Origin of the sequence: Seongchinamella unica (genome assembly GCF_004354085.1) — a bacterium.
Lineage (GTDB): Bacteria > Pseudomonadota > Gammaproteobacteria > Pseudomonadales > Halieaceae > Halioglobus > Halioglobus unicus.
This window is the reverse complement of sequence record NZ_SMSE01000003.1, coordinates 545552-569564: the sequence shown is the minus strand read 5'-3', so window position 1 is coordinate 569564 and position 24013 is coordinate 545552. Positions and strand designations below refer to the sequence as shown.

Genomic DNA, 24013 nt, shown 5'->3' with positions numbered 1-24013 from the left:
CCAGTCAGTGCACTATAGCTCGCCTGCGATGACCAGGCCCGGTGGCCGGGAGAATAACAGCATGCGACAGACCACAGGCGGTGACGCCTTTTTCCTGTATACGGACCGCGAGAGCCGGCACCAGCACATCTCGATGCTCAATATCTACGACCAGTCCTCGGTGCGGGGCGGCCCCCTGCGTTTCAAGACCATTCTCCAGCAGGTCGAGAAGCGGCTCAGCGCATCGCCCATTTTCCGCCAGAAACTGGTCCAGGTGCCGCTGAACCTCGACTATCCCTACTGGATCAACGACCCGGATTTCGATCTGGAATTCCACGTGCGGCACATCGCCCTGCCCAAGCCCGGGGACTGGCGCCAGTTGTGTATCCAGGTGTCGCGGCTCCATTCCCGGCCCCTGGATATGTCGCGGCCGGTGTGGGAGATGTATGTGATTGAGGGCTTGGACAATGTCGACTTTCTCCCCCCGGGGGCCTTCGCCATCATGACCAAGGTTCACCACGTGGCGCTGGACGGGGTCGCCGCGGCCGAACTGACCATGGCGATCCACGACACGGAGCCCTACCCCGAGCGGGAGCGGCGACAGCGGCGCTGGCGCCCGGAGCGGCCCCCCCGTGCCGCCGAGCTGTTGAGCCGCGCCGGTGTCAACAACCTGCGCCGGGGCCTGCGTACCGGCCGGTCATTGACCGCAAAGCTGGGCAGTGCCGCGCTGGAGATCGGCTCTTCCCGCAAACAGTACCCGGCAGGCGAGGTGACCAAAGCACCGCTGACGCGATTCAACGAGCCCATCTCGCCCCACCGGGTGTGGGAGGCGGCGCGCTTTGACCTGGAGGAATTCAGGGCTGTCAGAAAGGCGGTGCCGGGGGCGACGATCAACGATGTGGTGCTGGCCGTCTGTGGTGGCGCGATGACGCGCTACCTCGACAGCAAGCACGAAACCCCCGATCTGCCGATGACCGCCATGGTGCCGGTGAGCGTACGTTCCCGGGGGGAGAGTGGCGGGGCGGGCAACAAGATTCACCTCAGTCGAACCAGCCTCAGCACCCTGGAGCGCGACCCCCTCAAGCGCCTCCAGCGGGTCCAGAAAAGTATGGAGGAGCTGAAAAGCGTGAACGCGATCAGCGCCCGCGAGCTGATGGAAATCCAGGAGCAGGTGCCCGCTCCCACCCTGGTGCTTGCAGGCAGGGCCGTGGCCGCCTCGCGGGGCCCCGGTCGCGCCTATCGCGCCAGTCACAACATGGTGGTCACCAATGTGCCGGGGCCACAGCAGCCGCTGTATTTCTGCGGCGCGCGGCTGGTCATGTTTACCGGCCTGGCGGTGATCGGGGACGACATGGGAATCAGTCACGCGGTCACCAGCTACGACGGCGACCTGGTTATCGCACCACTGTCCGACCGCAAGATGATGCCCGACCCGGCCTTCTACCGGGCGTGCCTGGAAGCGGCGTTTGCGGAGATCAGGGAGGCAGCCGCAGCGAAGCTCGCCGGCAGCCCCGGGGCTCACCGAGCTGGCGGGCGCAAGGCCGGCAAGCGGGTGGCGAAACGGGGGAGGGCCGGGACATGAACCGACTGACGCTGCTGGATGCGATGTTCCTGGGGCTGGAGTCCCCCGAGCTCCCGGCCCACGTTGCCGGCCTGCAGATTTACGAACTGCCCAAGGGCAAGGGCAGCGCCTGGTTGCACGGCCTGATGGAGGAGTTGCGCCAGCGCCCCCCGGGGTCACCGTTCAACGAAAAATTACGTCCGCGCCTTGGCGGGCTCCCGGAACTGGTGGTGGACGAGGACTTCGATCCCGATTTCCATATTCGCCACACGGTCCTGCCCAGGCCCGGCACCGACGAGCAACTGCGCAGCCTGCTGGCGCGCCTGCATGCCAACCTGATGGATCGCGACCGGCCCCTGTGGGAGTTCCACCTGATCGAGGGTCTGCAGAACCGGCGCTTTGCCTTTTACATCAAGATTCACCATGCGATTTGCGATGGGGCGACCTTTTCCAAGTGGATGTCACAGTCCACCACGGTCAGCGCATCCGGCAAGGACATGCGCCCGATCTGGCAGCGCCCCCGGGTGCGTGCCAATCGCACTGCGCGCACCGGGTTGGACGCGCTGCAGGCGCCGGTCAACCTGCTGGCAACGGCCCGGGACCTGGGGCTCGGTCTCGGGCAACTGACCGGCAAGCTTGTGCGACGGCGCTTCCTGCAGGGTGATCGTCGCATTGCGCTGCCCCTGTCCAGTCCGAGCACCGCCCTGACCGCGCCGCCGACTGCTTCGCGCAACCTCGCCTTTACCCATTTTCCCCTGGCGGAACTGAAGGCCATGGGCAAATCCTCGGGGGCCACCCTCAATGACGTGGTGCTGGCGATCTGCGACGCCGCCCTGCGGCGCTTCCTGTCCGAGCAGGGACAAACTCCCGCCCAGCCGCTGGTGGCGCTGGTACCGGTGAACCTGCGCCCGCCGGACAGTGAAGAGGAGGGGAATCTGGTAACCAGTATCCAGGTCAAGCTGGGCGATCCCGAGCAGACGCCGGGCGAGCGCCTGGCAGCGATCAGTGCATCCATGCGCAGCGGCAAGGAGATGTATGCGGACATTCCCGCCGTTGCTTCCCAGGCCTACAGCCTGGGCGCGGCGGGCCTGGCGGCCCTTGGCAGCGGGCTGCACCTGGAAGGTATTTTGCCGCCCCCCTTCAACCTGATCATCTCGAATGTGCCGGGTCCGCGGGAAACCCGTTATTTCGGCGGTGCCAGAATGCTGGAGACCTACCCGGTCTCCGGGATTGCCCCCATGAGCGCGCTGAACGTCACGGTGTACAGTTACGACGGTGAACTGTTCTTCGGCCTGGTGGCGGGGCGCCGGGCCATGCCGCACCTCAACGATCTGAAGCTGTGCATCGACGAAGTCTACGAGGAGTTCCGCGAGGAACTGCCGGGCGCAGACTGAGCGGCAGCGGTCGTATCAGATCACCCGGTAAACTAACGGAGTAAAGCCAGATATGAACATCAACAAAGTGCTGATTGTCGGCGCCGGCACTATGGGCCAGCAGATCAGTTTCCAGTGTGCGATGCACGGATTCGAAACCGTCGTCTACAATCACCGTTCGCCCTCACTGGAGGTCTGCCGGCAAGCGCACCAATCCTTCGCGGAGCATTTTCAGCAGGTCAGGGGAGTGTCCGCAAAGGAAACCGACGCCGCCCTTGACCGGCTCAGCTACTCCACGGATTTGCCCAGCGCCTGTGAAGGAGCCGATCTGGTCAACGAATCCGTGCTTGAGGACCTCGCGGTCAAGCAGCCATTGTATCAACAGTTGTGCGAGTATCTGCCGCAGTCGTCGATTATCACCACCAATACTTCAACATTCCTTCCCAGCCAGCTGGCGGACAGCGTAGTCAGGCCGGAGCGTTTCATGTCCCTGCACTTCGTGGTCGGGTTGTGGGATGCACCCATCGCCGAACTGATGGGACACTCCGGGACCTCAGAGGAAACCATTGCCGTCACTACTGACTTCGCCCGGGCGATCGACCTGGTGCCGATCAGAATAAACAAGGAACAGCCGGGCTATGTGATCAATTCCCTACTGATTCCCTGGGCACTGGCGGCACAGTCGCTGGTCACCAATGAGGTCGCGAGCGTGGGCGACGTGGACAAGACCTGGATGATTTCCACCGGCATGCCAATGGGGCCCTTTGGTCTCATGGACATGATCGGGCTCGGTACCGTGCACTCGGTGCTGTCCAACCTGGCGCAGGCCAGCGGTGACGCCCAGCAGCGCAAGGACGCGGACTACGTAAAGGCACACTTTATCGACAAGGGTAAACTGGGGGTAAAAAGCGGCGCCGGCTACTATACTTATCCGGATCCTGCCTACGCCAGCCCCGGGTTTCTTCGCTGAGGTGTACACTGCCATCGACACAAAAACCCGACACTGTTGCAAAATCCAGCGTCACACGACATCTGCTTCCATACTTGAGAGGACATCATCTTGATCAACCCCTATATCGAACTTCACGCTAACGACGATGTGTTGATAGCGCGCGAAGATATTCCGGCCGGTTCCGAATTGACCGACGGCGTCAGGACCAGCGCGGACATACCCGCCAGCCACAAGGTGGCCCGTCGAGCCATTGCCCGGGGCGCTCCCGTGCACCGCTATAACCAGGTGATTGGCTTCGCCGCCGAAGACATCCAGCCCGGTGAACACGTACACTCGCACAACCTGGCAATGGGCCAGGTGGAGCTGGACTACGCATTCTGCCAGGACGCCAAACCGACGGTGCCGGCTTCCCGGCCGCGTACCTTCATGGGCATACGCCGCCCGGACGGTCGGGTGGCGACCCGCAACTATATCGCCGTGATCTCGAGCGTGAATTGCTCGGCGACGGCGGCAAAGATGATCGGCGATCATTACCGCAACGGGCTGGATCAATTCCCCAACGTCGACGGGGTGCTGGCACTCACGCACAAAAGCGGCTGCGGCCTCGATCACCCCCTGCCCGGCATCAATGCCCTCAAGAGCGCGCTGGCGGGCTATGCCCGCCACCCCAATATCGCCCATGTCATCGTGGTCGGCCTCGGCTGTGAAATCACCAACCTCGGTGATGTGCTCGGCGGCGCGCCGGGTGACTCCTTCTCCATTCAGTCCGAGGGCGGTACCCGCAAGCTGGTGGATAAAGTGATTGCGCGTATCGATGGGCTGCTGCCCGAGGTGAATTCGGTGCAGCGCGAACCAGTGCCACTGTCCGAGCTCAAGCTTGCCATGCAGTGCGGCGGTTCCTCAGGCATCTCCGGTATCAGCTGCAACCCGGCGCTGGGCCACGCTGTGGACCTGCTGGTCCGGCAGGGGGGCACCGCGATACTGTCTGAAACCACCGAGTGCTACGGTGCCGAGCACCTGCTGACGGCGCGCGCCGCCAGCGAGGAGGTGGGCCGCAAACTGGTGGACCGTATCCAGTGGTGGGAGGAATTTACCGCCAGGAACAACATGGTCATCAACAACAATCCCTCACCGGGCAACAAGGCCGGCGGCCTGACCACGATTATCGAAAAGTCGCTGGGCTCCATCGCCAAGGGTGGTACCACCAACCTGAACGAGGTCTACCAGTACGCCGAGCAGGTGGAAGCGGGCAAGGGGCTGGTGTTCATGGACGCTCCCGCCTTCGACCCGGTTGGGGCCACGGCCCAGGTTGCCGGCGGCGCCAACCTGATGGTGTTCACCACCGACCGGGGTTCCGCCTTTGGCTGCAAGCCGGCGCCATCGATCAAGCTGGCGGGCAGCACCAGCCTGTACGAGCGCATGCCCGATGACATGGATATCAATGCCGGCACCATTCTCGACGGGACCGAATCGGTGGAAGCGGTGGGTGAGCGCATTTTTGAGCGCATTATTGCCGTGGCATCCGGTGAACGCTCCCGGAGTGAGGCCATGGGTTACGGTGAGGAGGAGTTTTGCCCCTGGGACATGGGGGTGATGCTGTAAGGTCGCGGCGCTGGCGCGCGGTCGATAGCCCGGGCCTGGATCAGCGTGATCCCGGCCCGCTGTCAGAAAATTTTCCCGGGGTTGAGGAGATTGCCCGGATCCAGGGATTGCTTGAGGGTGCGCATCACCGCCAGCTCTTCGGGGGAGCGGGAGTGGGGCAGGAATTCGCGCTTTTCCAGGCCGATACCGTGCTCCGCTGACACCGAGCCGCCCACCTGGCCCAGGCGTTCGTAAACCAGGGACTCGATGGCGTGCTTGTCTTCCACCGGGCCGATGCCGAGATGGATATTGCCATCGCCCAGGTGACCGAAGGTCACCATGCGGGTGCCGGGGTAACGCTCCGCCAGCGTACTGGCCAGGTCATCGACATAGGATTCCATCTCGCGAATGGGCAGGCTGATATCGAATATCGCCGGCGGAAACGTGGCGTGTATCAGGGTTTCCACGTCGTCACGCATTGCCCACAGCTGCGCCGCCTGCTGGCTCGATTGGCAAATGACCGCATCGGCCACGTGTCCCTCTTCCATCAGCGTGCCCAGTACTGCCATGAACTGCTCTTCCTCCCGCACCGGGTCTGCGCCCTCGGACTCCAGCAGCACGTAGTAGGGGTGATTTGTCGGCAGCACAGCCTGGTGCTTGCCGGACTCCTCGGTCATGAAATGATAGAAGTTGCGCCACATGACTTCGAAGGCGCTGAGCTTGCCTTCCAGTTCGACGCCCAGGCGCCGCAACAGCCCGGCCACGTCAGCGAAGCTGTCCAGGGCAACGAACGCGGTCTGCACCGAGCGCGCCTGCGGCCGCAGCCGCAACACGGCCCGGGTGACAATGCCCAGAGTGCCTTCGCTGCCGATGAATAGTTGCTTGAGGTCGTAACCGGTGTTGTTCTTGAGCATTTCGTTCATGGAGGAGATCACCGTGCCGTCCGCCATTACCACTTCCAGGCCAAGCACCTGCTCGCGCATCATGCCGTAGCGCACCACGCTGTTGCCGCCGGCGTTGGTGCCGATCATGCCGCCTATCTGGGCGCTACCGCGCGCGCCGAAGTCGACGGCGAATTGCCAGCCGGCATCATTGGCGGCCTCATGCACGGGCTGCAGAACAACGCCGGCCTGTACCGTCATTACGCCCGCCTCGGCGTCGATATGCTCGATGGTATTCATCCGTTCCAGGGAGATGACGACATCCTCCTCACGGCAGGTAATGGCATCGACCAGGCCGGTGAGGCCGCCCCAGGGCACCACGGTCTGGCCCTGTGCGTGACAGAGTTTCATGACAGCAGACAGTTCCTCAGTGCTGGCCGGGCGCACGATGGCCCGGGCGGGACAGCTGCCCCTGCCCCAGCTCTCGTTGGGCCGGCTGCTGACATCGTCCCCGGTCAACAGGCCCTTGTCGCCTACGATGTTTCTGAGTTGCTCAATCAGCGCTTCCTGGTTGCTCATTTGCCTGGTCCGTCTCTCTGTCGGTCGGGTCGCCGTTAATTGCAGCGATCGCGGGGCTCCCCCTCGCTCAGGAACTGTTGGATATTGGCCAGTGCGCGGCGCGCCATATCCGCCCGGCACTCGCCCGTTGCGCTGCCGATGTGCGGCAGCAGGGTCACGTTGTCGAAGCTTAGCAGCTCCCGGTGGACCTGCGGTTCGAATTCGAACACGTCCAGACCGGCGCCACCCAGGTGGCCGGCGGCCAGCGCGTCGACCAGCGCCTGCTCATCCACCAGCGGGCCCCGCCCGGTATTGATCAGCACCGCGCCGGGCTTTGTCTGCGCCAGCGTATCGCGGTTGATCAGGTGTCGATTGTCATCGGTCAGGGGGCAGTTGAGGCTGATGATGTCCGCGCGCGCCAGCAGTTCCTGCAGGGTCGGGCAATACTCGGCGCCAAGCCTTGCCTCCGCCTCTTCCTTGCGTCGCGGTCCGTAATAGAGAATGTTCATGTTAAAGCCCTGTGCCCGTCGGGCCACCGCCTGGCCGATGTCGCCGAGGCCGATGATGCCCAGGGTCTTGCCGTGGACCCGCAGGCCCATATGGCCGGCGCCCAGCGCCCACTCATCGGCGCGCAGCCGGCTTTCGCAGAAGCTGAGCCGGCGGCAGGTTGCCAGCAACAGGGCGAAGGTGAGGTCGGCGGTGTCTTCCGTCACCACCGGCGTGTTGGTCACCGCAATGCCCCTGTCGGTGGCTGCGGCCAGGTCGATATTGTCGGTACCGGTCGCGATATTGGCGATCAGCCCCAGACTGTCCGGAAACCGGCGGATGAGGTCGGCGGGCACCGGATCGACGCCGGCGGCCAGGTAGATGGAGGCGCCCTCGAGGATATCAGCAGAGGGATCGGTCCCTCCGCTGCGCACCTCGGCAAAGTTTTCCAGCGCCTCGGTGAACATGGGCGGCAGCTGCCGCGAGAGCACGATAACCGGCTTGTTCGCAGTCATTTCACTAACTCCTCTATCAGTTCGGGGCTGAATTCGTCGATGCTGCGGATACCCAGCAGCGCCATGGCGACCAGCAGTTCGCGCTGGAACAGGTCGAGCAGGTTCGCCACGGCGTCTTCACCGCCGGCGGCGACAGCGTACACCCAGGGTCGGCCCATCAGCACGCCGTTGGCGCCCAGCGCCAGCGCCTTGGCCAGGTCGATCCCGCTGCGGATGCCGCCGTCCAGCAGAATCTCGGTCTGCGCTCCCAGGGCGGCGCTGATCGCGCCCAGTTTGCTGATACTGGACGCCACACCATCGAGCTGGCGACCGCCGTGGTTGGATACCACCACCCCGTCTGCCCCGGTGTCCACCGCCGCCCGGGCGTCGTCCACTTCCAGCACACCCTTGATGAACAGCTTGCCCTTCCATATTCCGCGCAGCCAGGCGATATCCTCCCAGGTGACGGTGGGGTCGAACTGGGTATCGATAAAGGCCTTGTAGGCGTCCAGGTCGTCGGGGTCCGGCACCACCTCCCGCAGGTTGCCAATACAGTGGGGCTTGCCGCGCAGACCCACATCCACCGCCCAGACCGGGCTGGCGGCCAGTTGCGCGAGGTAGGAGAGCTTGCCGGGAATGCCGCCGCCGAGCATGCCGTTGCGATAGTCGCGCAGGCGCATGCCGGCCATCGGCAGGTCCACCGTGAACAGCAGGGTGTCGCAACCCGCTGCCGCCGCCCGTGCGAGCAGTTGTTCGACAATGTCGCGATCTCGCAGCATATAGAGCTGGAACCAGGGCGCCCGGCCGGTGGCGGCGACCTCCTCCACGGTGCAGATGCCGAGAGTGGAAAGACTGAAGGGGATGCCGGCCCGCCGCGCGGCGCGGGCGCCCTGGACCTCGCCGCGGCGGGCATACATGCCGGCCATTCCCACCGGGGCCAGCGCCAGGGGCATGTTGACCGCCTGTCCGGCCAGCGTACTGGCGGTATTGACCCCTTCCACGTCGCGCAAAACTCGCTGCAGCAGGTGGTAGCGGCCAAAATCACTTTCGTTGGCGGCGGCGGTGACCTCGTCATTGGCTGCGCCGTCCAGGTAGTCGAACAGGAAACGCGGCAGGCGCCGCCGGGCGCGGCGGCGATAGTCGCCCACGGTAACGGGTACGACGTCGTAAATACTCATGGCTGTCTCCTCTTTGCTGTGCGGATCGCCGCAGCTGTCACTGTCTGGCGCCAGTCTGGCACGGACCGCGGGGAAACACTGTCGCCCTGGCGACAGTTGTCATACCAGCGACGCCACCAGCATGACCGCCAGCGTCGACAGTACCGGAATGACCACGGTGATGACGCCCACGTCCCGGTAGGCTTCGCGGTGGCTGAGTCCGGTAATGGTCAGCATGGCGACAATGGCTCCACAGTGGGGCAGCGAGTCGAAGCCACCACTGGCCATGGTAGACACGCGGTGCAACACCTGCGGATCCATACCCATCTCAATGTAGGCCGGCGCCATGGTCTGCATGAAAATCTGCAGGCCACCGGAGGCGGAGCCGGTAATGGCCGAGACCAGGCTCACGGAAGTAAACGTGGAAAGCAGGGGCGGCAGGCCGGAGTCGAGCATGATGGATGTGAACTGGGAAAAACCGGCAGTGTGGGTGACCACGCCGCCGAAGCCGATCACCGCGGCGGTATTGATTACCGGCAGGATGGCATCCTCGGCGCCATCGCCCATCACGTGCAGGGCGTGGCTGCGGACAAAGGGAAACAGCAGTGCCGCCAGCAGGGAGCCGGCGACCAGGGCGATGCTGGGCCACACGATAGGCTGGCTGTTGGCAAAGCGCAGCAGCGCCATGATGCCATCCCCGCTGTCGATACTGCCCGCAGGCAGGGCCAGGATGATGACCCGCGGCAGGATAATCGTCAGCAGCACCAGCGCCAGGGGCAGACAGGCGACAGCCCAGTGGGGGTAGGCACTGTCCTCGATATCAGTGATGCGATCCCGGGGGCCGGCGGTGAAGTGCTCGCCGCGCTCGGCGGCAATCACGCGCTGGCGCTCCAGGTACCAGATACCGCTGGCGAACATGAGGCCGCCGCCCAGCAGGCCCAGCCAGAAACCGGCGAACAGGTCGGTCCCCAGTGCCGAGGCGGCGATCACGTTGTGGATCGACGGTGTCCCGGGCAGGGCGGTGAGGGTGAACGTGCCGGAGCCCAGAGCCAGGGCGGCGCAGAACAGCCGCTTGGGAATATCCGCTTCCTGCAGCAGCTTCAGCCCCAGCGGGTACATGGCGAATATCACCACGAACACCACCACGCCGCCGTAGGTCAGCAGTCCACAGGCCAGCGTGGTGATCCACAGGGCCCGGTGGGCACCCAGCTTGCGCACCAGCGACAGGGCGATACTGGCCGCCGCATGGCTTTCGCCCATGACCCGGCCGAAGATGGCGCCAGCGATAAACAGCAGGAAAAACTTGCCGGTGAAGGTGAACGCGCCCAGCGGCCCGAATGCGTAATACTCGGTCATGCCTTCGGCCAGCGGCAGGCCGTTGGTCAAGACCACCAGCAGCGAGCACAGCAGCGAGGCAAACACGATATTGACGCCGCGCAATGCCAGCCAGATTAACAGGGCAACGCTGCCCAGCAGTCCCGCATACGCCATAGTCTCGCTCCATTATCCGGCCGGCCGGGGGCCTGCCATTAATTAGTATTCAGGAATATCAGTGTAGCGCCTGATGGCACGGTAGTGTGTCGACAAGGTGACAGTTTGGCAAGGCAGGTGAAAAAAGAGGGGTCGCTTTGCGCCCTTCAGCCGGGCTGGTTGACGTCGAGTAGCGGGGAAGCGTCAATCTTCTCGGCGTCCATCATTTCCGCAACGCTGCGGATGGCCGCGAGTATGCTGGACTGGTCCCCCTCTGCCAGTCCGTTGAAGCGCTCGATGAACTTCTCGTGCAGCAGGGTGGGCGCACTGGCCAGGATGTCCCTGCCGGCGTCAGTGAGCCTGGCATTGACCACCCGCTTGTCGCTGGCACTGCGGACCCGGATTACCAGGTCCCGTGATTCCAGCCGGTTGAGGATCGTGGTGACCGTTGCCTGGCTGAGTGAGACATGGTCGGCCAGGCGTCGCACCGTGACGTCGCCGAGGTCGGCGATGGCGCGCAGCACCATGACCTGGGGGATGGTCAGGCCGCAGGCCTTGACCACGCGTCGGGACTGCAGGTCGGTAGCGCGAATGATCCGGCGCAGCTCAACCAGGACCTCGTGCCACAGGGGTAGTTGCTCCATTGATCGCCTCCCTCGAACAGTCGCGGCAGTATAGCGCCGGGCTACTCATTAGAACAGTAATATTTTGACATCTAAACATTAGGGGTGTTAGTATTTTTCCCATGGGCGCTGCCGCCGCAGCAATGTGGTTATCAGGCGCCCTTTCTCTTGGTGACGACAGGAAACAGCATTTATGTGTGGAATCGCGGGTATTCGCTCATTTGACGGCACGGTCGCTGACGCCGCCGCCCTGGGCCGCATGGCACGGGAACTGGAGCCCCGTGGCCCCGATTCCGGCGGTGTATTGACCCGTGATGCGGTCGGTATGGCCCATCGCCGCCTGCAGATTATCGATTTAACCGACCAGGCCCAGCAGCCCATGAGCGACCCGGTCCTGGGCGTGGACCTGGTGTTTAACGGCTGTATTTACAATTACCGCGAGCTGCGCGAGGAGTTGATCGGCCTGGGCTATGAGTTCTTTTCCCACAGTGACACCGAGGTGGTGCAGAAGGCGCTCCACGCCTGGGGCATCGAATGTGTCGAGCGCTTCAACGGCATGTTTGCCTTTGCCGCCTACGATCGCCATACGGGTCGCCTGGTACTGGCCCGGGATCGCCTCGGTATCAAGCCCCTCTATGTGTCTGAAACCAGTGAGCGGCTGGCCTTCGCCTCGACGCTTCCCGCCCTGCTGCAGGCCGGCGGTATCGATACCGAAATTGACCCGATAGCCCTCAACTGTTACATGAGTTTCCACTCGGTCGTGCCGGCGCCCAATACCATTTTGCAGGGTGTGTCGAAGTTGCCTCCCGGCACCGTGCGCAGCTACTACCCGGACGGGCGTCAGCAAAGCTGGAATTACTGGAACGTGCGCGTGGGCTACGGCGGCACCGAGATGCCGGCGGCATTCGACGACATCAAGGCGGAGTTGCTGGCAACCCTGCGGCGAGCGGTCAAGCGGCGCATGGTGGCCGACGTACCGGTGGGGGTGCTGTTGTCCGGCGGCCTCGACTCCAGCCTTATCGTCGGCCTGCTGGCAGAACAGGGCCAGGAGGCGCTCAACACCTTTTCGGTCGGCTTCGAGTCGGTCGGTGATACCGAGGGCAACGAATTTCGCTATTCCGACCTGGTGGCAGAGACCTTCGGCACCCGCCACCACCAGTTGGAGATCTCCACCGATACCCTGCTTGACAGCCTCCCCGGTGCCATCGCTGCCATGTCAGAACCCATGGTCAGCCACGACAACGTGGGCTTCTTCCTGCTGTCGCAGGAGGTCTCCAGGCACCTGAAAGTCGTGCAGTCAGGGCAGGGTGCCGATGAGGTGTTCGGCGGCTATCACTGGTACCCGCCGATGATGGAAAGCGAGGACGCGGTCGCGGACTATATGACTGCCTTCGCCGACCGTGACTTCGACGGCTTCAAGCGTGCGGTAGATGCGCGCTGGGTCACCGAGGACTTCGCGCGGATGTTCGTGGGCAGCCGGTTTTCCTCCGGCGATGGCCGTACCCCCGTCGACAAGGCGCTGCACCTGGATACCACCACCATGCTGGTGGAGGACCCGGTCAAGCGGGTCGACAACATGACCATGGCCTTCGGCCTGGAAGCCCGGGTGCCGTTCCTGGATCACGAGGTGGTTGAATTCGCCGCCGCCATCCCGGCGCAGCTGAAGGTGGGCAGCGGTGGCAAGCACATTCTCAAGGAGGCCGCCCGCGAGGTCATTCCGGCGCAGGTCATTGACCGGCCCAAGGGTTATTTTCCGGTGCCGGAGCTGACCTATATCCGCGGCCGGGTGTTCGATTACGTGCAGGACACGATGAACTCGACCCGGGCCCTCAACCGGGGCCTGTTCAACCGCGACTATGTAGAGACGCTGCTGGCCGCACCGGAAGACCACATCACGCCGCTCAACGGCTCCAAGCTCTGGCAGGTCGCGCTGCTGGAAACCTGGCTGCAGTCCAACGGACTATAGACTGGCAGCATGCAATCAGATGATGACACAGAAGAAGGAGAGGTGAAGAGTATGCGCACCGAGGAAATGGTTTCACTGAAAAGCTGGGGCCCCCCGGCCCAGGTGTTCAGCGGTGATTCCCGCGACGCCATTGTCAATCTCGGTTGGGGGCGACTGCTGTTCGGCCAGACCTTCGACTCTGCCGAAGACCTGGTGGAAGAACTGCGCTCCGAGCGCGACGGGACCCGCGACGTGGCTCTCTATATTCGCGACCCGCAGGTACTGATTGCGCAGGCGCCGCAGGAGCTGTTTATCGATCCCTCGCTGACCTACCGCCTGTCCCTGGAGGGTGCCCTGCCGTCGGTGAGCACGCCGCCGGGCATCAGCGTGCGCCCGATGACGGGCATCGACGAATTGCGCCAGGCCAACGGTATTTACCTGGCCCGCGGCATGGTTCCCATGGAGGAGTCGTTTCTGGACGACATCAACCAGCGCAACGATGTGATTGCCCTGGTGGCCGTGGACGAAGCCACCGGCAAGGTGGTCGGCACGGTACTGGGCGTTGACCATCGCGTCGCCTTTGGCGACCCCGACAACGGGGCCAGCCTGTGGGCCCTGGCGGCGGATGCCCAGCGCTCCATTCCCGGCCTTGGCACCGCGCTGGTGCTGGACCTGGCGAGCCGCTTCGGGCAGCGCGGACGCAGCCTGATGGACCTGTCGGTGATGCATGACAACAACAGTGCCATCCAGATGTACAGCGATCTCGGCTTCGAGCAGGTACCGGTGTATTGCGTGAAGGTGCGCAATGCCATTAATGAGCCGCTGTACACCGGCCCAAGGGCGGATGTGGAGCTCAACCCCTACGCAAAAATCATTACCGACGAGGCCTATCGCCGCGGCATCAGCGTTGAGATCGAAGATGAGCAGTCGGGGATTTTCCGGCTGTCGCTGGGCGGGCGGGTCGTGCACTGCCGCGAATCCCTGACCGACGCCACCAGCGCGGTCGCGGTGGCCCGTTGTGACGACAAGGCACTGACCCATCGCCTGCTGGAAAAGGCGGGGCTCTGTGTGCCGGCGCAGGCGGCGCCCGCAGATGAAAACGAGGCGATTCAATTCCTGCACACCTATGGCTCGATTGTGATCAAGCCCGCGCAGGGTGAGCAGGGCGAGGGTGTGGCCGTTGCCCTGGAAACTGAAGAGCAGGTGCGCGAGGCCTTCCGGGAGGCGACGGCGCTGGGCGGCAAGGTGATTGCCGAGGAATTCATTGAGGGCCTGGACCTGCGCGTTGTGGTTATCAACGACGAGGTTGTCGCCGCCGCTATCCGCCGGCCCGCCGGGATTATCGGCACCGGCCGGCATACCTTGGGAGAACTGATCGAGCGACAGAGCCGCCGCCGGAGTGCCGCTACCGACGGGGAAAGCAGAATCCCGGTCGACGACGAGACCCTGCGTTGCGTCGCCGCCGCCGGCTTTACCCTGGATTCGGTGATTCCGGCGGGCGAGGAACTGGCGGTGCGCAAAACCGCCAACCTGCACACGGGCGGAACCCTGCACGACGTTACCGACCAGCTCCATCCCCGGCTGAAGGCCGCGGCTCTGAGGGCGGCCCGGGTGCTGGACATTCCCGTGGTGGGTATGGACCTGATGGTGCGTTCCGCGGAGTCCTCGTTTTACTACATCATCGAGGCCAATGAGCGTCCCGGGCTGGCTAACCATGAGCCGCAACCGACAGCGGCGCGGCTGATCGACTTCCTGTTCCCCACCACCGTTGCTAATGGAGACGCCCACGCATGAGAGCGCTGAAGATCAACCAGGACTACCTGCGTGAGACCCTGGAACAGGCGCTGGCCATTCCCAGCCCCACGGGAATGACCAACGAGATAGTCCATTTCTGCTGTGACCAGCTAAAACAGCTGGGCATCGAGTTTGAGCTCACCCGGCGTGGCGCCATACGCGCCACCCTGCCGGGCAGGCGCAAGTCGCCGGATCGGGCTATTGTCGCGCACCTGGATACGCTGGGTGCCATGGTCACCCACTTGCGGGATAACGGTCGGCCCGCGGTTGCTCCCGTGGGAACCTGGCCCGCCCGTGCGGCGGAGGGCGCCCGGGTCACCCTGTATGCCGACCACGGCAAGCAGTTTCGTGGCACCCTGCTGCCGCTGAAGGCCTCCGGGCATGTCTACAACGAAGAGGTGGACCAGCAGCCGGCCCACTGGGACAACCTGGAACTGCGCCTGGACGAGGTCGTGGCCAGTGGCGACGATGTGGCGGCGCTGGGGATCCAGCCGGGGGACTTTGTGGCGGTGGACCCGCAGACTGAACTGCTGGACAACGGCTTCTGGTTTTCGCGCTTTCTCGACGACAAGGCCGGTGTTGCCGCACTGCTGGCAGCGGCCAGGGCCATTGTCGAGGAAGACGCGGAGCTGCCCATGGACGTGCACCTGCTGTTTACCATCACCGAGGAGACCGGGGCGGGAGCCTCCCATGTGCTGCACGGCGACGTCGCCGAGCTGATCGCCGTTGATAACGGCACCATCGCCCCGGACCAGAATACCTCGGAATACGGCGCGACCATTGCCATGCAGGATTCGAGCGGCCCGTTCGACTACTACCTGTCCCGGCGCCTGTCAGCGCTGTGCGACAGTTTCGGCATCGAACACAGCCGCGACGTTTTCCGCCACTATCGCAGTGACGCCGCGGCGGCGCTGGAGGCGGGCAACGATATCCGCACCGCCCTGGTCTGCTTTGCCCTGGACAGTTCCCACGGCTACGAGCGGACCCACCGCGACTCGGTGACCGCCGTTGCTTCCCTGTTGACGCTGTACATGCAGACGGACGCGATGTTTGAGCGCGATGCCGACGCCATCGGGCCGCTGCAGGACTTTCCCGAAGCACAGGGTGACTGGGAAGACAGCGCGGTGGAGGAAGCCGTTGCCGAAGGCGGCTGAGGGGTCCCGCGCAGTTTAAGCGGGTGCCCCGGGTCCGGAGCGCGCAGACTCAAATATAATAAAAGAGCACATAGGCCGAGAGCAGGATAGCAATCCACAGGGCCGTGGTGCCAATCGGCCAGGAGCGGGCGAATACTGCACGCTCCTCGCTGTCGGCAGTATGCGGCTGACCGAGGTAGCGGGCGGTAAAGCTGTGCAGCCTTTTCTTCCAGGCCGCGCCGGCATTGGCCCAGAGAGCGGCAGCGGCATCGAAATATCGCGCCAGCCGGCCTGCCGCCATGGGTAGCCCCCGCCGCCACAGCCAGTCCACGTCCAGGCTGATGGTCTCGGTGCGTTTCATCAGTGGCAGCAGCAGGAAGAAAGCCAGCCCGGAGAACAATAACAGCTGCAGGTAGAACACCACCTTGCCGGGGGTGTAGGCCACGTAGTCAACCGGGTAGGGCAGGAAGCGGTACAGCCACTCGGGGAAAATGCCCAGCAACAGGCACAGGGCGGCAAAAATAATCATTGCTGCGGCCATATTCCAGGGCGCGTCCTTGGGGCGCAGGCCGGAATCTTTCTGGAAGAACACGAACCAGGGGAACTTGATGCCAGCGTGCAGGAATACACCGGCGGAGGCCGCGGTCAGCAGCATGTAAACCCAGACCATCTGCTGATTGGCGGCGGCCTGGGAAATCATGCTCTTGGTGGTGAAGCCCGAGGTGAGCGGGAAGCTGGAAATCGCCAGGGCACCGATAATGCCGCAGATGGCGGTCACCGGCATGGTCCGGAACAGCCCCCCCAGCTCGGTGCAGCGGTTGCGGCCGGTGCGATAAATCACCACGCCGGCGCTCATGAACAGCAGTGCCTTGTAGATGATGTGGGCGAACGCGTGAGCGGCGGCACCGTTCAGTGCCAGCTGGGTGCCAATGCCCACGGCGCACACCATGAAGCCGACCTGGTTGACCACCGAGTAGGCGAGTATCCGCCGGATGTCGTTCTCCAGCAGCGCGTAGATGATGCCGTACATGATCATGAACAGGCCGACCCAGATCAGCAGTGGCTCCCCGGGGAACAACAGGATCAGGGCCAGCACCGCGGTCTTGGTGGTAAAAGCGGAGAGAAACACGGAGCCGGTAAAACTGGATTCCGGATAGGCGTCCGCCAGCCAGGCCGACAGTGGCGGCGCCGCGGCATTGATCAGGATGCCGCAGAGAATCATCCAGCTGTTGAAGTCGTGGGCCAGCATGGGGGTGATCTGGATCGAACCGGTGCTGACGACCACGCCCTCGATACCCACCTTCAGTACCACCCCGCCGATCAGGTGGAGAATGGCGTAGCGAATACCGGCGGCGCGAGCGGCCGCAGTGCCGCCGCACCAGACCACCACGGTGGAGAACAGGGCCATCAGCTCCCAGTAGATGAACAGGGAAATGAGGTCGCCGGCAAAGCTGACGCCGATGGCGCCCGCGGCATACAAATAGGCGGCCGCCAGCTCGTGCCAGCGGGCCAGGCGGAAGGCGAACAAACCGCCGACGAAGGCCATCAGGGCAAAGATGGTGGCAAACAGGCGGCGCAGCGGGCTGCCTTCCACCGGTTCTATCTCATAGGAGAGAAAATGCAGCGTTCCCTGCACGCCGTCGGGCACCTGCCACACCGCCCACAGGGTGAGCAGTGGCGCCAGCAACACCACGGCGGTGCGCAAATGGCCACGGGCCGGCCCAATGGCCAAAGCGGCCACGACCATGATCAGCGCGGGCGACATCAGCTCAGGCATCGTTTTCGGACTCGGCGTAGTAGTCGTTGGGGCGCTTGACGAAATAGCCCAGGCCCCTGGCGAACAGCACCATCAGCAGGCAGCAGAGAAAGCCGTAAATGGCGCCAAAGCCGAACCAGCCGTCCACGGTGAAATAGCCTTTCACGTAAATCACCAGTTGCGCCAGCACTGTCAGCGCCAGCACCACGGAAAATCCCCACCAGAGCTTGCGAATCGTCGCCGGACGGGTCAGCCAGTGGTCGTCATTGTGGTCTGTCATGGCAGCATGCCCTCTACCAGTTGGTTCTCCAGTTCGATGACCGGGCCATTGAAGAAAAAGAAGCCCAGGGTCAGTAATGCTGTGGTGCACAGCGCGATCACCACCAGCGGCGGTGCTTCGCCGTGCGGCGTACCGCCCGGCTGCTCATTGTAGAACCAGGCTGCGAACACGATCGGTAAAAAGTAGATGGCGTTGAGCGCGGTGCTGGCGATGATGGTGAAGATGGCCAGCAGGTTATTGGCCTCAAACGCGCCGGCGAGGATATACCACTTGGAGACAAATCCCGCGGTGGGCGGCACCCCGATCATACTCAGCGCACCAATGGTGAAAGCGGCCATGGTCCAGGGCATCCGCCGGCCGATGCCGCGCAGCTGGCCCAGTTCGGTTTTCTTGGCGGCGGTGTAGATGGCACCGGCGGCAAAGAACAGGGTGATCTTGCCAAAGGCGTGGGCCACCATGTGCACCGCCGCGCCGATTTCGGCCAGTGGTTTGAGTACCGCCGCCGCCATGACCACGTAGGACAGCTGGGCGATGGTGGAATAGGCCAGCAGGCGTTTCAGGTTTTGCTGGCGCAGGGCCACCAGGCTGGCGGCAATGATGGTGAAGGCGGCGGCGTACACCAGCCAGCCGGAGCTGGGGGTGGCAAAGAGGAAATCAACACCGAAGATGTAGACAATCACCTTGGTGACCGAAAACACGCCCGCCTTCACCACTGCCACCGCGTGCAGCAGGGCGCTCACCGGGGTGGGGGCGACCATGGCCGCCGGCAGCCAGCGGTGTACCGGCATGACTGCCGCCTTACCGATGCCAAACACGAACAGGGCCAGCAACAGTCCCACGTCGGCTCCGGCAATATGTCCCTCAAGGATGCCGCCGGCGGTGAAATCGCCGTGCCCCGCCACGTGGTAGGTCCACAGGATTGCCGGTAGCAACAGGCCGATGGAGGTGCACAGCAGGATGCCCAGGTAGACCCGCGCCGAGCGGATGGTGGCCTCGTCTCCCTTGTGAGCCACCAGCGGGTAGGTGGACAGGGTCAGTAATTCATAGCACAGGAACAGGGTCAGCAGGTTGCCGGCAAAAGCGATACCGATCGTCGCGGACAGGGCCAGGGCGAAGCAGGTGTAGAAGCGCGTCTGGTGCTTCTCCTTGTTGCCCCGCATGTAACCGATACTGTACACCGAGTTGATGATCCACAGGCCCGATGCCAGGGCGGCAAACAGCATGCCCAGGGGCTCTACCGTGAAGGCAATGCCGATTCCCGGCAGCAGCTCGCCCACCGTGAACTCCGGCCTTGCCCCCGCGAACAATGCGGGCAGCATGCCCCACACCACCCAGGCGAGGGCCGCCGCGCCAGTGAGGGTTACCGCCTCGCGCAGGTTGTCGGAAATCCGGCCGGCTAGCTGTATGCCCACCGCCGTGAGCAGTGGCACGCAGAGGGCGAGCACAATGGCGTTATCAGCGCTCACAGCGTGTGCCTCATCAGCAGTTGTGCCGCCGCGCTGGCCAGTGCCAGCGGGAACTGGGGAAATAAACCAAAGAAAATATTGGCCAGCGCCACCAGCCAGGTCACCAGCAACAGCTGCAGGGGGGCCTCGCCCGGTGCCGGCTCTTCGACGGCGGGCCTGAAGTACAGGGTCTCGACAATGCGCCAGATGTACGCCAGGGCCATCAGTGAACTGATAATAATGATCGCTACCAACAGCCAGGCCAAACCACCCTCGTCCATGGCCGCGTCTATCAGCAGCCACTTGCTGATAAAGCCGGCGGTACCCGGCACCCCGATCAGGCTGAAGCCGCAGATGACCAGGGCAGCGGCCGTCCACGGCATGCTGCGGGCAGCTCCCGCCAGCTGGTCCAGGCGCAGGTCGCGGTAGTGGCAGGCCAGCCCGGCAATGGCAAGGAACAGGCCGCCTTTGGCCAGGGCGTGATTGAACATGTGGGCGGCGGCGGCGGTGAGTCCGGCCTCGGTAATAAAGCTCGCCCCGAGAATGATGTAACCGATCTGCGCGACCGAGGACATCGCCAGCAGCCGCTTGATATGCCCCTCGAACATGGCCACCGCCGACGCCACCAGGATACCCATCAGCGCCAGTGGCATCAGGAACAGGGAGAATTGCAGGCTATGGTTTTCCAGGTTGGCCTGGAACACGAAGAAGTCGAAGCGGATAAGGACGTAAATGGCCACTTTGGTCGCGCAGGCGGCGAGGAATACCGTCACCATATGCGGCGCGTGGGTATAGGCATTGGGCAGCCACACATGCAGCGGGAACACTGCCGCTTTCAGGGCGAGGCCAATGGTGATAAAACCGGCGGCCACCAGGATCGGGTTGATGTCGGTGACGTTGACGATCCGCGCTTCCATATCGGCCAGGTTGAGGGTGCCGGTCATCATGTATACCAGGCCCACGCCGATCAGGTAGAAGGTGGCGCCGATAGTGCCCATGATCAGGTACTTGAACACCGCTGGCAGGGCGCGCCGGTCGGGGCCGCCGGCGATCAGGATGTAGCTGGCCAGGGACGAAATTTCCATGAAAACGAAGATATTGAAGGCGTCGGCGGACACCGCGATGCCCGCCAGGCCGGCCAGCGCCAGCAGCCAGGCGGAGTAGAATAACGGCTGGCGCCCGGCCTCGATCTGGCGGTCGATGCTGGGCCGGGCGGCGATCATGGCGGCGGCTGCGGCGCCGGTGACGATCAGCAGGACCAGGGCGCTGAATGCACCCACAGACAGCTCGATGCCGTAGGGGGCCGCCCAGCCGCCCATGTCGTAATGCAGGCGACCGCCGTCGACAACGATCAGGGCCATGTTCAGGGCTATGGCGAAACTCAGCACTGAGGCCGCCGTGGCCCCGGCCCAGGCCAGGCCGCGGGGCTTGAGCAGCAGGACCAGCGGCGCGGAGAGCATTGGCACAATGACCTGCAGGGCCGGCAGGTGGGGTGTCAGGTCCATGAAATCAATCCGCGTCCAGTATTTCGTCTTCTTCGATGGTGCCGTAGGCCTCGAAGATACGCACCACGATCGCCAGCCCCAGGGCCAGGGTCGAGACCCCCACCACAATGGCCGTGAGAATCAGCACCTGGGGCAGCGGGTTGGAGTAGATCTGGTTCTCCATGCCCTTCTGGATGATAGGCGCGGTGCCGCCTTCAACCTTGTCCATGGTGATGTACATCAGGAACACCGCCGACTGGAAGATGGACAGCCCGATCAGTTTCTTCACCAGGTTGATCTTGGCGATCACCGTATACAGGCCCACCGAGAGCACGACGGCGAACACCCAGTAGTTGAAGTAACCGAGCAGTTCCAGCAGGTTCATGAGCGCATCGGCCTCTCGGCAAATGCGTGGAAAATGCTGAGCAGGGCGCCGCAGACGGCCATGCCGACCCCGGCTTCAATCAGCAGTATTCCCAACTGTTGGCCACTGACCGCGTTGGACGACAGCACCGAGTAGTCGAGGAAGTTGCCCCCCAGCAGAATGCACAGCAGGCCGACCCCGCCGTACAGGCTGGCACCGCCGATGACCAGCCCCATGAGTACCGGCTTTGGCACTGCCCTCAGCGCCGCGGCCTCGCCTTCCAGCAGGGCATAGAGGATGACGCCGGAGGCGATCAGTGCCCCGGCCTGGAACCCGCCCCCCGGGCCGTATTCACCGTGAAACTGCACGTAGAGCCCGAACAGCACAATAAAGGGAATGAGCAGGCGGCCCACCACCTGGGGTATGAGGTGATGGCGCAGCCCGGAGGCCCAGGGGTCGTAACGGCTGCCCTCGGGCGGACGTATACCGAGAATGAACTGCACGCCGATACAGGCGGCGAAGACCACGAAGACCTCACCCAGCGTGTCGTAGCCGCGAAAGCTGCCCAGTACCGCGGTGACCACGTTGGGGAAGTCCATCAATACCGGGGTGTTTTCCAGGTACCAGGGGGCCAGGTGCTGGTGCACCGGCGCATCCGGGTCGCCGAGTCGGGGCTTGTCAAAGGTGGCGTAGATGATCAGCGTCGCCAGCACCGCCACCACCACCGCGGCCAGCCGCCGGCCAGTGTGCACGGCTTTCTCCTGCTCTGTGGTCAGGGCCAGGGCAGAGAGAAAAATGACCGTGGTAATGCCGGCGCCCACCGCCGCTTCCGTGAGTGCCACATCAGCGGCATCGAGGATAAAGAAGTTGGCGGCCATCAACAGGCTGAAAATCGAGGTCAGCATCACCGCCACGAACAGGTTCTCGGTGCGCACAATGGCCAGCGCGGTGATCACCAGCAGGGACAGCAGGAACAGGGCGAACACGATAATCATGCCTGGTGTTCCTCGCCCTCGGACTCCGGGCGCAGGCCGGACTGCAGTGCAGCGTTGGCCAGCGCATAGCTGGCAGTGGGCGCGGTGAGCAGCAGGAACAGCATGATGGCCACCAGCTTGACCGAGGCCAGCGACAGGCCCGCCTGCAGCACCATACCGGAAAAGATCAGGATGGTTGCCATGGTTTCAGTCAGGCTGGCGGCGTGCAGCCGGGTATAAAACTCGGGCAGGCGCAGGGCGCCGATGCCGCCTGCCAGCACAAAGAAGCCGCCCGAGCAGAGCAGGATCCAGCTGAGCACGTTCAGTATCGTGTCAATCATGGTCTGCGGCCCCGATCTTGCGCGGCTTGGTCTGGATGAATTCCAGCACTGCCAGTACGCCCACCAGGTTGATCAGCGCGTAGGCCAGAGCCAGGTCGAGAAAGTCCGGGCGATCGAAGAGAAAGGCGATCACCGCCAGCAGCAGGGCGGTCTTGGTGCCGAACATGTTGACCGCCAGCACCCGGTCATAAACGGTGGGGCCGCGCAGGGCCCGCACCAGGGCGAGAATCATGGTCACCAGGATGGCCAGGGAGACAGCAATATACATGGTCAGTCCAGCCCCAGCCGAGCGATCCGCCGTTCCGCCTCGCCGCTGCGCAGGCCCGCCGCACTGTCACGGGTGAGGCAGTGCACCAGCAGTTGGTCTTCATCCATGTCAATGGTGACCGTGCCCGGTGACAGGGTGATGGAGTTGCCCAGGATCACCTTGCCGGTATCGGTTTTTTCGCTGCTGGTGAGCTCTACCAGGCCGGGCTGTATCGGCAGGGAGGGCGTCAGTATCACCCGCGTCACTTCCAGGCTGGATTTGACCACTTCCTTTAATACCCACCACCACAGTGCCGGCAGGCGCAGCATTGCCTGCAGTGGCATGGCGTGGCGGAAGAACCCCATGCGCTTGGCCAGCCACAGGCTGAGCAGGCAGGAGAACAGCCCCAGGCCGATCAACAGGGGCTTGAAGAGGCCGGACCACAGCAGCCAGCTGATCATCAGAATCAGTAGTAGAGCCGCAAGTTGCAGCGGTTTGGCGGTGTACGGTGTGCTCACAGTCTTACTCGTCGCAGGGGTAGTGGTCGCGCAATGAGTCCTCTACGGTGACCCGGGCCGGGGAGCCGGAGAGGTCACCGATATCCCTGGTGATGAGGTCGGCGACCACGGTATCCACAACCTCGCGCAGCGGCACGGGGTCGTCGAGGCAAAATCCGGCCAGGCTCCCGGGCTGGTAGTCGTTACCCCAGCCAAGCATGCGGGTGCGCAGGGCCCGCTCGGTCAGCGCGTCCAGATTACCCTCACCCAGTTCCATGTCCTGCAGAATGCGGTCGTCGGTCTCGACTGCGCCGTCGATAAAGCCCTGGATGTAACGGATGCAGTACTGGCCATCGACCCCCTCCGGGTCTTTTTCCAGGTGTACGCAGTGAGACACCAGCTCGTGAATGGTCAGCAGCTCTATTGCCTGGCTTTGCGGAGCCCAGTGCACAGCCAGCAACAGCACGCAGGCGGTCGGATGATTACGCAACAGTCTCAACATATCGATTCGTGCCGGCTCCAGGCCTGAAAGAGTAAGAGGGGTAGTATAGAGGAAAGTGCCGTGATTTAAATAAGCGGCTGGCGTTATTCAAAACCCCTGAAAAAATCGGGTTATTGCCTGGTCGGAACATTGCAGG

22 protein-coding genes are annotated in these 24013 nt (G+C 63.6%); 7 read left to right on the top strand and 15 right to left on the bottom strand.

All coding sequences use genetic code 11. From position 1 onward, the window contains the following. The first annotated feature begins 61 nt into the window (after positions 1-61). The 4 genes from E2F43_RS14825 to E2F43_RS14810 all read left to right on the top strand — a co-directional run bounded on the left by E2F43_RS14825 (position 62) and on the right by E2F43_RS14810 (position 5467). Positions 62-1561 carry a WS/DGAT/MGAT family O-acyltransferase gene (locus E2F43_RS14825; protein ID WP_165954333.1) on the top strand — a complete coding sequence of 500 codons (1500 nt, stop codon included), beginning with the start codon at positions 62-64 and terminating at the stop codon, positions 1559-1561. Beyond that, positions 1558-2934: a wax ester/triacylglycerol synthase family O-acyltransferase gene (locus E2F43_RS14820; protein WP_133213990.1), complete on the top strand. Its 1377-nt coding sequence runs from the start codon at positions 1558-1560 to the stop codon at positions 2932-2934. The genes E2F43_RS14825 and E2F43_RS14820 overlap by 4 nt, the downstream gene beginning before the upstream one ends. A gap of 52 nt (positions 2935-2986) precedes the next feature. Continuing rightward, the gene (locus E2F43_RS14815) at positions 2987-3883 is read left to right on the top strand and encodes a 3-hydroxyacyl-CoA dehydrogenase (RefSeq protein WP_133213988.1); all 897 of its coding nucleotides are present in this window, start codon (positions 2987-2989) and stop codon (positions 3881-3883) included. Positions 3884-3973: 90 nt separating this feature from the next. Beyond that, positions 3974-5467, top strand: a complete 1494-nt coding sequence (locus tag E2F43_RS14810; protein WP_338054595.1) for a UxaA family hydrolase — start codon at positions 3974-3976, stop codon at positions 5465-5467. A 62-nt stretch (positions 5468-5529) separates the two neighbouring features. Here E2F43_RS14810 and E2F43_RS14805 read toward each other — a convergent pair whose 3' ends face one another. The 5 genes from E2F43_RS14805 to E2F43_RS14785 all read right to left on the bottom strand — a co-directional run bounded on the left by E2F43_RS14805 (position 5530) and on the right by E2F43_RS14785 (position 11136). Beyond that, positions 5530-6906, bottom strand: a complete 1377-nt coding sequence (locus tag E2F43_RS14805; RefSeq protein WP_133213986.1) for an FAD-binding oxidoreductase — start codon at positions 6904-6906, stop codon at positions 5530-5532. Positions 6907-6941: 35 nt separating this feature from the next. Beyond that, positions 6942-7886, bottom strand: a complete 945-nt coding sequence (locus tag E2F43_RS14800) for a 2-hydroxyacid dehydrogenase (protein ID WP_133213984.1) — start codon at positions 7884-7886, stop codon at positions 6942-6944. After that, entirely contained in the window at positions 7883-9043 is a 1161-nt protein-coding gene (locus tag E2F43_RS14795; RefSeq protein ID WP_133213982.1) for an L-lactate dehydrogenase, read from the bottom strand. The genes E2F43_RS14800 and E2F43_RS14795 overlap by 4 nt, the downstream gene beginning before the upstream one ends. A gap of 99 nt (positions 9044-9142) precedes the next feature. Continuing rightward, positions 9143-10513: a GntP family permease gene (locus E2F43_RS14790; protein WP_133213980.1), complete on the bottom strand. Its 1371-nt coding sequence runs from the start codon at positions 10511-10513 to the stop codon at positions 9143-9145. A gap of 146 nt (positions 10514-10659) precedes the next feature. Further along, complete coding sequence (locus E2F43_RS14785; RefSeq protein WP_133213978.1) at positions 10660-11136, bottom strand: MarR family winged helix-turn-helix transcriptional regulator; 477 nt, start codon at positions 11134-11136, stop codon at positions 10660-10662. Positions 11137-11308: 172 nt separating this feature from the next. On the opposite strand from E2F43_RS14785, the gene E2F43_RS14780 reads away from it, so the two are divergent. The 3 genes from E2F43_RS14780 to E2F43_RS14770 are packed head-to-tail and all read left to right on the top strand — an operon-like array spanning position 11309 to position 16008. Next, positions 11309-13081 carry an N-acetylglutaminylglutamine amidotransferase gene (locus E2F43_RS14780; protein WP_133213976.1) on the top strand — a complete coding sequence of 591 codons (1773 nt, stop codon included), beginning with the start codon at positions 11309-11311 and terminating at the stop codon, positions 13079-13081. 51 nt (positions 13082-13132) lie between these two features. Then, complete coding sequence (gene ngg, locus E2F43_RS14775; protein WP_238946940.1) at positions 13133-14854, top strand: N-acetylglutaminylglutamine synthetase; 1722 nt, start codon at positions 13133-13135, stop codon at positions 14852-14854. Further along, positions 14851-16008, top strand: a complete 1158-nt coding sequence (locus E2F43_RS14770; protein WP_133213972.1) for an osmoprotectant NAGGN system M42 family peptidase — start codon at positions 14851-14853, stop codon at positions 16006-16008. The genes ngg and E2F43_RS14770 overlap by 4 nt, the downstream gene beginning before the upstream one ends. Before the next feature lie 49 nt (positions 16009-16057). Here E2F43_RS14770 and E2F43_RS14765 read toward each other — a convergent pair whose 3' ends face one another. From E2F43_RS14765 to E2F43_RS14720, 10 genes are read right to left on the bottom strand one after another with little or no spacing between them, the layout of a single operon-like run. Further along, positions 16058-17764: a Na(+)/H(+) antiporter subunit D gene (locus E2F43_RS14765; RefSeq protein WP_133213970.1), complete on the bottom strand. Its 1707-nt coding sequence runs from the start codon at positions 17762-17764 to the stop codon at positions 16058-16060. Beyond that, positions 17757-18023 carry a hypothetical protein gene (locus E2F43_RS14760; protein ID WP_133213968.1) on the bottom strand — a complete coding sequence of 89 codons (267 nt, stop codon included), beginning with the start codon at positions 18021-18023 and terminating at the stop codon, positions 17757-17759. The genes E2F43_RS14765 and E2F43_RS14760 overlap by 8 nt, the downstream gene beginning before the upstream one ends. Further along, entirely contained in the window at positions 18020-19489 is a 1470-nt protein-coding gene (locus E2F43_RS14755; RefSeq protein ID WP_133213966.1) for a monovalent cation/H+ antiporter subunit D family protein, read from the bottom strand. Before E2F43_RS14755 ends, E2F43_RS14760 begins: the two co-directional genes overlap by 4 nt. Further along, positions 19486-20973, bottom strand: a complete 1488-nt coding sequence (locus E2F43_RS14750; RefSeq protein ID WP_133213964.1) for a monovalent cation/H+ antiporter subunit D family protein — start codon at positions 20971-20973, stop codon at positions 19486-19488. Before E2F43_RS14750 ends, E2F43_RS14755 begins: the two co-directional genes overlap by 4 nt. Before the next feature lie 4 nt (positions 20974-20977). Then, entirely contained in the window at positions 20978-21337 is a 360-nt protein-coding gene (locus tag E2F43_RS14745) for a cation:proton antiporter subunit C (protein ID WP_133213962.1), read from the bottom strand. Beyond that, entirely contained in the window at positions 21334-22311 is a 978-nt protein-coding gene (locus E2F43_RS14740; protein ID WP_133213960.1) for a DUF4040 domain-containing protein, read from the bottom strand. The genes E2F43_RS14745 and E2F43_RS14740 overlap by 4 nt, the downstream gene beginning before the upstream one ends. Then, on the bottom strand, positions 22308-22631 hold the full coding sequence (gene mnhG / locus E2F43_RS14735; protein WP_133213958.1) for a monovalent cation/H(+) antiporter subunit G: 324 nt from the start codon (positions 22629-22631) through the stop codon (positions 22308-22310). Before mnhG ends, E2F43_RS14740 begins: the two co-directional genes overlap by 4 nt. Beyond that, positions 22624-22899 (bottom strand): MrpF/PhaF family protein, encoded by a 276-nt coding sequence (locus E2F43_RS14730; protein WP_238946939.1) that lies wholly within the window; start codon positions 22897-22899, stop codon positions 22624-22626. Before E2F43_RS14730 ends, mnhG begins: the two co-directional genes overlap by 8 nt. A gap of 2 nt (positions 22900-22901) precedes the next feature. Next, positions 22902-23396: a Na+/H+ antiporter subunit E gene (locus E2F43_RS14725; protein ID WP_238946938.1), complete on the bottom strand. Its 495-nt coding sequence runs from the start codon at positions 23394-23396 to the stop codon at positions 22902-22904. 4 nt (positions 23397-23400) lie between these two features. Then, complete coding sequence (locus E2F43_RS14720; protein WP_133213956.1) at positions 23401-23877, bottom strand: Rap1a/Tai family immunity protein; 477 nt, start codon at positions 23875-23877, stop codon at positions 23401-23403. Between the last annotated feature and the right edge of the window lie 136 nt (positions 23878-24013).

Coding starts and splice junctions, on each gene's coding strand:
- E2F43_RS14760 (WP_133213968.1), bottom strand. CDS start 18,023: ATGACAGACCACAATGACGACCACTGGCTGACCCGTCCGGCGACGATT.
- E2F43_RS14745 (WP_133213962.1), bottom strand. CDS start 21,337: ATGAACCTGCTGGAACTGCTCGGTTACTTCAACTACTGGGTGTTCGCC.
- E2F43_RS14780 (WP_133213976.1), top strand. CDS start 11,309: ATGTGTGGAATCGCGGGTATTCGCTCATTTGACGGCACGGTCGCTGAC.
- E2F43_RS14740 (WP_133213960.1), bottom strand. CDS start 22,311: ATGATTATCGTGTTCGCCCTGTTCCTGCTGTCCCTGCTGGTGATCACC.
- E2F43_RS14765 (WP_133213970.1), bottom strand. CDS start 17,764: ATGCCTGAGCTGATGTCGCCCGCGCTGATCATGGTCGTGGCCGCTTTG.
- E2F43_RS14815 (WP_133213988.1), top strand. CDS start 2,987: ATGAACATCAACAAAGTGCTGATTGTCGGCGCCGGCACTATGGGCCAG.
- E2F43_RS14820 (WP_133213990.1), top strand. CDS start 1,558: ATGAACCGACTGACGCTGCTGGATGCGATGTTCCTGGGGCTGGAGTCC.
- E2F43_RS14750 (WP_133213964.1), bottom strand. CDS start 20,973: ATGGACCTGACACCCCACCTGCCGGCCCTGCAGGTCATTGTGCCAATG.
- E2F43_RS14790 (WP_133213980.1), bottom strand. CDS start 10,513: ATGGCGTATGCGGGACTGCTGGGCAGCGTTGCCCTGTTAATCTGGCTG.
- E2F43_RS14800 (WP_133213984.1), bottom strand. CDS start 7,886: ATGACTGCGAACAAGCCGGTTATCGTGCTCTCGCGGCAGCTGCCGCCC.
- E2F43_RS14720 (WP_133213956.1), bottom strand. CDS start 23,877: ATGTTGAGACTGTTGCGTAATCATCCGACCGCCTGCGTGCTGTTGCTG.
- E2F43_RS14770 (WP_133213972.1), top strand. CDS start 14,851: ATGAGAGCGCTGAAGATCAACCAGGACTACCTGCGTGAGACCCTGGAA.
- mnhG (WP_133213958.1), bottom strand. CDS start 22,631: ATGATTGACACGATACTGAACGTGCTCAGCTGGATCCTGCTCTGCTCG.
- E2F43_RS14825 (WP_165954333.1), top strand. CDS start 62: ATGCGACAGACCACAGGCGGTGACGCCTTTTTCCTGTATACGGACCGC.
- E2F43_RS14805 (WP_133213986.1), bottom strand. CDS start 6,906: ATGAGCAACCAGGAAGCGCTGATTGAGCAACTCAGAAACATCGTAGGC.
- E2F43_RS14795 (WP_133213982.1), bottom strand. CDS start 9,043: ATGAGTATTTACGACGTCGTACCCGTTACCGTGGGCGACTATCGCCGC.
- E2F43_RS14785 (WP_133213978.1), bottom strand. CDS start 11,136: ATGGAGCAACTACCCCTGTGGCACGAGGTCCTGGTTGAGCTGCGCCGG.
- E2F43_RS14730 (WP_238946939.1), bottom strand. CDS start 22,899: ATGTATATTGCTGTCTCCCTGGCCATCCTGGTGACCATGATTCTCGCC.
- ngg (WP_238946940.1), top strand. CDS start 13,133: ATGCGCACCGAGGAAATGGTTTCACTGAAAAGCTGGGGCCCCCCGGCC.